This window comes from Gemmatimonadota bacterium (genome assembly GCA_016209965.1).
Classification (GTDB): Bacteria; Gemmatimonadota; Gemmatimonadetes; order Longimicrobiales; family RSA9; genus JACQVE01.
Genome location: JACQVE010000040.1, coordinates 1 through 5,227 on the forward strand (window position 1 = coordinate 1; position 5,227 = coordinate 5,227).

The 5,227-nt window shown below is 70.0% G+C and carries 5 protein-coding genes; 4 read left to right on the top strand and 1 reads right to left on the bottom strand.

What is annotated here, in order from left to right; translation table 11 throughout:
- The 4 genes from HY703_01865 to phoU form a co-directional block, all read left to right on the top strand.
- Nucleotides 1-609, top strand: a 609-nt coding sequence (locus HY703_01865) for a phosphate ABC transporter permease subunit PstC (GenBank protein MBI4543924.1), incomplete at its 5' end; no start/stop codon positions are given.
- The gene (gene pstA / locus HY703_01870) at nucleotides 606-1,565 is read left to right on the top strand and encodes a phosphate ABC transporter permease PstA (protein MBI4543925.1); all 960 of its coding nucleotides are present in this window, start codon (nucleotides 606-608) and stop codon (nucleotides 1,563-1,565) included. The genes HY703_01865 and pstA, both read left to right, overlap by 4 nt.
- A gap of 23 nt (nucleotides 1,566-1,588) precedes the next feature.
- Nucleotides 1,589-2,365 (top strand): phosphate ABC transporter ATP-binding protein, encoded by a 777-nt coding sequence (gene pstB / locus HY703_01875; protein MBI4543926.1) that lies wholly within the window; start codon nucleotides 1,589-1,591, stop codon nucleotides 2,363-2,365.
- Nucleotides 2,362-3,084 carry a phosphate signaling complex protein PhoU gene (gene phoU, locus HY703_01880; protein MBI4543927.1) on the top strand — a complete coding sequence of 241 codons (723 nt, stop codon included), beginning with the start codon at nucleotides 2,362-2,364 and terminating at the stop codon, nucleotides 3,082-3,084. The genes pstB and phoU overlap by 4 nt, the downstream gene beginning before the upstream one ends.
- Before the next feature lie 101 nt (nucleotides 3,085-3,185).
- On the opposite strand, the gene HY703_01885 is transcribed toward phoU, so the two are convergent.
- Complete coding sequence (locus tag HY703_01885) at nucleotides 3,186-5,174, bottom strand: right-handed parallel beta-helix repeat-containing protein (protein MBI4543928.1); 1,989 nt, start codon at nucleotides 5,172-5,174, stop codon at nucleotides 3,186-3,188.
- Nucleotides 5,175-5,227: the final 53 nt, after the last annotated feature.

Here is a 5,227-nt window from a genome sequence, read left to right on the forward strand (position 1 = left end):
ATCTACCTCAGCGAGTACGCGGCCGAGCGGCTGCGCCGGCTGGTCAAGCCGTCGCTCGAGGTGCTGGCCGGCATCCCCACGGTCGTGTACGGCTACTTCGCCCTCACCTTCGTGACCCCGCTCATCCGCGAAGTCTGGCCGCAGACCAATGTGTTCAACGCACTCAGCGCGGGGCTGGTGGTAGGCATCATGGTCATCCCCATGGTCGCCTCGCTGTCCGAGGACGCGATGCGCGCAGTGCCGACCTCCTTGCGCGAGGCCGCCTACGCGCTGGGCGCCACCAAATTCGAGGTGGCCACCCGCTCGGTCGTCCCGGCCGCGCTCTCCGGGGTGCTGGCGTCGTTCCTGCTGGCCGCGTCGCGCGCCATTGGCGAGACCATGGTGGTGGCCATTGCGGCTGGCGCCACGCCGCGGCTCACCGCCAACCCGCTCGAGAGCATCCAGACCATGACCGGCTACATCGCCCAGATCAGCCTGGGCGAGACGCCCTTCGGCACCATCGAGTACCGAACGATCTTCGCCGTGGGACTGGCGCTCTTCGCTGTGACGCTGGTGATGAACATGATAAGCGTGTGGGTGCTGCAGCGCTTCCGGGAGGAATACGAATGAGCCTGAATTACGCGTCCGGCGGAGGGGAGCGCGGCCGGGGCAGCGGCGGCGGCCAGCGGCCACCCACGCCGGGGCGCGGCGGGAACGAGAGTCCCTGGCCAGGCCCGGGCCACCTGCGCCTACGCCGCCTGCTGGGCAGCGCCTTCGCCGCCCTGTGCCTGGCCGCCACCGCGGTGGGGCTGGTCGTGCTGGCCGCACTGCTCGTGGATGTCTGGCGGGACGGCGCACGTCACCTTTCCTGGGATTTCCTGAACTCGTTTCCCTCGCGGCGGCCGGCGCAGGCGGGCATCAAGCCCGCACTGGTGGGATCGCTCTGGGTGCTGGGCTTGACCGCCGCATTCTCCTTCCCCATTGGCGTCGCCACCGGCATCTGGCTCGTCGAGTACGCGCCGAACAACCGGCTGACGCGCTTCATCCAGCTCAACATTGCCAACCTGGCGGGCGTGCCCTCCATCGTCTACGGCATCCTGGGCCTGGCCCTCCTCGTTCGCGCCGCAGCCATGGGGCGGAGCATCCTGGCCGGCTCGCTGACGCTGGCGCTGCTGATCCTGCCGGTCATCATCATTGCCGCCCAGGAGGCGGTCCGGGCAGTGCCCAACTCGATCCGGCTGGGCGCCTACGCCCTGGGCGCGACGCGCTGGCAGGCGATACGCCACCAGGTCCTGCCGCTGGCGCTGCCCGGGATCCTGACGGGCACGATCCTGGCCCTCTCCCGGGCCGTAGGCGAGGCTGCGCCGCTGCTCATGATCGGGGCCCTGGCCTTCGTGCCCTTCCTGCCCCGTGGACCCATGGACCAGTTCACCGCCCTGCCCATCCAGATCTTCAACTGGGTCTCGCGGCCCCAGGCCGCGTTCCACGAGCGCGCCGCTGCGGCCATCCTGGTGCTGCTCGCCGTGCTGCTCACGCTCAACGCGGCGGCCATCGTGCTGCGCAACCGCTACTCGAAGAGGCTCTAGTGGCTGGCCAGGTAGAGAGCGGCATGCCCGATTCCATCGTAGTCCCGCCCGGCGCCGCGGAGCTCGAGACCCGGAATCTCTCCGTGTTCTACGACGGGACGGCTGCGGTTCGGGAGGTCACGATACGCATCCCCGATCGCGGCGTCGTCGCCTTCATAGGCCCCTCCGGCTGCGGCAAGAGCACACTGCTGCGCTGCTTCAACCGCATGAACGACCTGATCCCCGGCGCGCGGGTCGAGGGACTGGCGCTGTTCCAGGGCCAGAACCTGTACCATCCCGAGGTGGACCCGGTCGAGGTGCGGCGGCGCATCGGCATGGTGTTTCAGAAGCCGAACCCCTTCCCCAAGTCAATCTACGACACTGTTGCCTTCGGCCCGCGCATCAACGGCTACCGCGGCAACCTGGACGAGCTGGTGGAGCGCTCGCTGCGGCAGGCGGCTTTGTGGGACGAGGTGAAGGATCGGCTGCACCTCAGTGCGCTGGCTCTGTCCGGCGGGCAGCAGCAGCGGGTATGCATTGCCCGCGCGCTCGCCATCCAGCCGGAGGTCGTGCTCATGGACGAGCCTGCCTCGGCGCTGGACCCGATCGCGACGCAAAAGATCGAGGACCTGATCTACGACTTGAAGCAGCACTACACGGTGGTGATCGTGACCCACAACATGCAGCAGGCGGCGCGCGTCGCGGAGTACACGGCGTTCCTGTACCTGGGCGAGCTGATCGAGTACGGCCCGACACAGGAGCTGTTCACCAACCCGCGTGAGGAGAAGACGGAGGCCTACATCACGGGGAGGTTCGGATGAGCCCGCAGCGCCACTTCCGCGAGGAGCTGGACCGGCTGAACTCGCTGCTGGTCAGCATGGCTGGACTGGCCGAGCAGGCGGTGCGGCTGGCGGCCGCGGCGCTGCTCGAGCGGGATCAGGGAAAGGCGCAGGAAGTCATCCGCCGTGACGGCGACATTGACGCCCTCGAGCTGGCGGTGGACGACGCGGCCATCCAGCTCCTGGCGTTGCAGCAGCCCATGGCCGGTGACCTGCGCTTCATCACCATGGCCATGAAGATCTCGAACGACCTCGAGCGGGTGGGCGACCACGCCGTCAACATCGCCGAGGAGGTCGAACACATGCTCCAGGTCCCGCCCTTCCCGGCGCTCGCCGAGATCGAGGAGATGGCCCGCCTCTCGACCGACATGCTGAACGACGCGCTGGACGCGTTCGTACACGGCAACAGCGCGCTGGCGCGCCGGGTCGTCGTGCGGGACGACCGCGTTGACGAGCTGCACGACAACGTCTTCCGCATCCTGCTCACCCACATGATGGAGCAGCCACGCCGCATCGGCGCGGGACTGGACCTGCTGCTGGTTTCCCGCAACCTGGAGCGCATTGCGGACCTGGCCACCAACGTGGCCGAAGACGTGGTCTACTTCGTGGAGGGGCGGACAATCAAGCACCGGGCCGAGCTACGGCAGGCGGAGGAGTCGGAGGCGGCGGAGCCGGGGCCGGAGCCGGGGGCGGAGCCCTGACGAGTTTCCGCCTCGGACCGACCAGTTGGTCTCGAAACGGAGGTGCACCTGCAGGTCCGGCCGACGGGTCCGGCCGCGTGAAGCTCGACTTACGGGCCGCCTCAGATCACGCCGCCCAGCAGCAGCCCGGCGGCAGTGATCAGCAGGTAGGCGGCGATGCCGCCTCCCACCACGGCCAGTCGCAGCCAGCCGGGCAGCCGGGCCGCGAAGGCGTGGTAGGCGATGGCGCCCAGGAAGGGGATCAGCAGGATGGCGGCGACCCAGCCGAGTCTGGCGCCGCGGCCCAGGTCATCGCGGCCGGCCAGGTCCCAGGCGGCCAGCGCGATCCAGGCGGCCAGCAGCACAACGGGCAGCAGCGTGCCGTAAAAGCCGAAGAGCAGCTCCCAGAAGCCCGGCGCCTCGAGTCGGGAATCCGTCATGGTTGTCTCCCCCGCGGCTCCGCCGGCCGGCAGCGGGATCGAGGAAAGGCGGGACACGTCCACCGCCGCGTAGGTCGCGAACACATTGACCGCCGGGCGGACGGGGGCCACGGCGCCGCCCGGCATTTGCGGCTGGGGCGACGGCGCCGGCTGGCTCGCCACCTCGCCGTGGGGATAGCTGCCGCGCCGGGCGATGGCCGTGGCGGCCAGCAGCCGGCTGGTGGTCAGGAGGTTGCCCGCCAGTGGCAGGCGCGCGCCAGCGCACCCCCGCAGCGCCTGCAGCGCCACCGGTGCGGAAGTGCGGAACCCGTTCCCCGAGAAGCAATTGCCCGGGCCGGTCGGGCCGGCCAGCGCCAGGTCCGCCCGGCCGGAACCGTCCAGGAGGTTACCTTCGATGCGGTTCCCCGCGGCCAGCCACAGGTGGGCATCCAGGTTGGGCGTCACCAGCACGCCGTGGTTGGCGTGATCGCGGATGACGTTGCCCACCACCACGTTGCCCACGCCGCCCGCGATCAATACGCCGCTCCCGTGCGCCGGGTACTGCAGCGCCTTGGCCGGCGCACCGAGGTTGTTGTTGTCCACGATCAGGTTGGCGGCAATGGTGATCTCCCGCTGCGGCGGATCGAGCTCGGTGTCCAGCGAGTTGGGCACGATCCCGCCCATGTTGCGCCGCCAGACGGAGCTTACCAGATAGAGGTCCCCGCCCGCATTGGTGCCGGAAAAGCCCAGCGCGTTGTTCTCCGCCAGCACTCCGTTCACCACCGCCCTGCAGGGGTAGCACTGGCCTATGTAGAACCCGGAGTCGGGCGAGCCGGAGGCGTAGGAGTACTCGATCACGCCATCCACCGAGTCGTATACGTTGATGCCGTAATCGCCGTTGTTGTAGGCGGTCACGTAGGAGGCGCGGTAGCCTCTCACGCCCGTCCAGTAGACACCGTTCAACTGGAAGTTGCGCACGGTCAGGTTCTCGACCGCCACGCCGTCCGCGCCCAGCACCTCGATGCCGTTGATGCGCGTGAACTCGCCATCCAGGATCACGCGGTTCCGGTCGGCGCCGCGGATGACGAGCGAAGGCGTGGTCACGGTCACCTGCTCGCGGTAGATCCCGGGGGAGATGAGCACCAGGTCGCCCGGCGCGGCCGCGTCCACGGCCGCCTGGATGGAGGGGTAGGCCCCGGGCACCCGGCGCACCACGCCGGTGGGCTCGGCGACGGCGGCGGCGCGGACGGCATCGACTGACAGCACGCCGGCCGCCGGCTCGCCCACCACCAGGACGCCCACCATCCCCCGCCGCCCGTCGGGGGAGGCGTGGAACGAGCAGTAGAAGGGGTAGCGGCCGGCGGCGGGCACCCGCAGCTCGACTGTTTCCCCCGGCTGCACCTCATCCCGCCCGAGCAACGCCTCCGTGGACCAGGAGCCGTCCACGGCCAGGGCGTTGTGGGGGCTGCGGCCGATGTTCTCGAAGCGGACCAGGCCGCCCGGCGGGACCTGGATGATGCGGGGCGCGAACTGGTTGTCTACCATGCGCACGGCTACCGAGCCGGCGGGTCCGGGCTGGTCCCCGCCCGCGCAGGCGGCGAGCAGCAGCGCCGCGCCGGCGCGCGCGCGCACGCCAGCGGCTGCGGCATCGATCATGGGGACGATGATGCTGGCCAGGGCGGTGGAGGGCAAGCGTCGGCCAGCGCTTCAGGCCTGTTACGCCGCGCGGGCGACTTCCGAGTGTG

Coding starts and splice junctions, on each gene's coding strand:
- pstA (MBI4543925.1), top strand. CDS start 606: ATGAGCCTGAATTACGCGTCCGGCGGAGGGGAGCGCGGCCGGGGCAGC.
- pstB (MBI4543926.1), top strand. CDS start 1,589: ATGCCCGATTCCATCGTAGTCCCGCCCGGCGCCGCGGAGCTCGAGACC.
- phoU (MBI4543927.1), top strand. CDS start 2,362: ATGAGCCCGCAGCGCCACTTCCGCGAGGAGCTGGACCGGCTGAACTCG.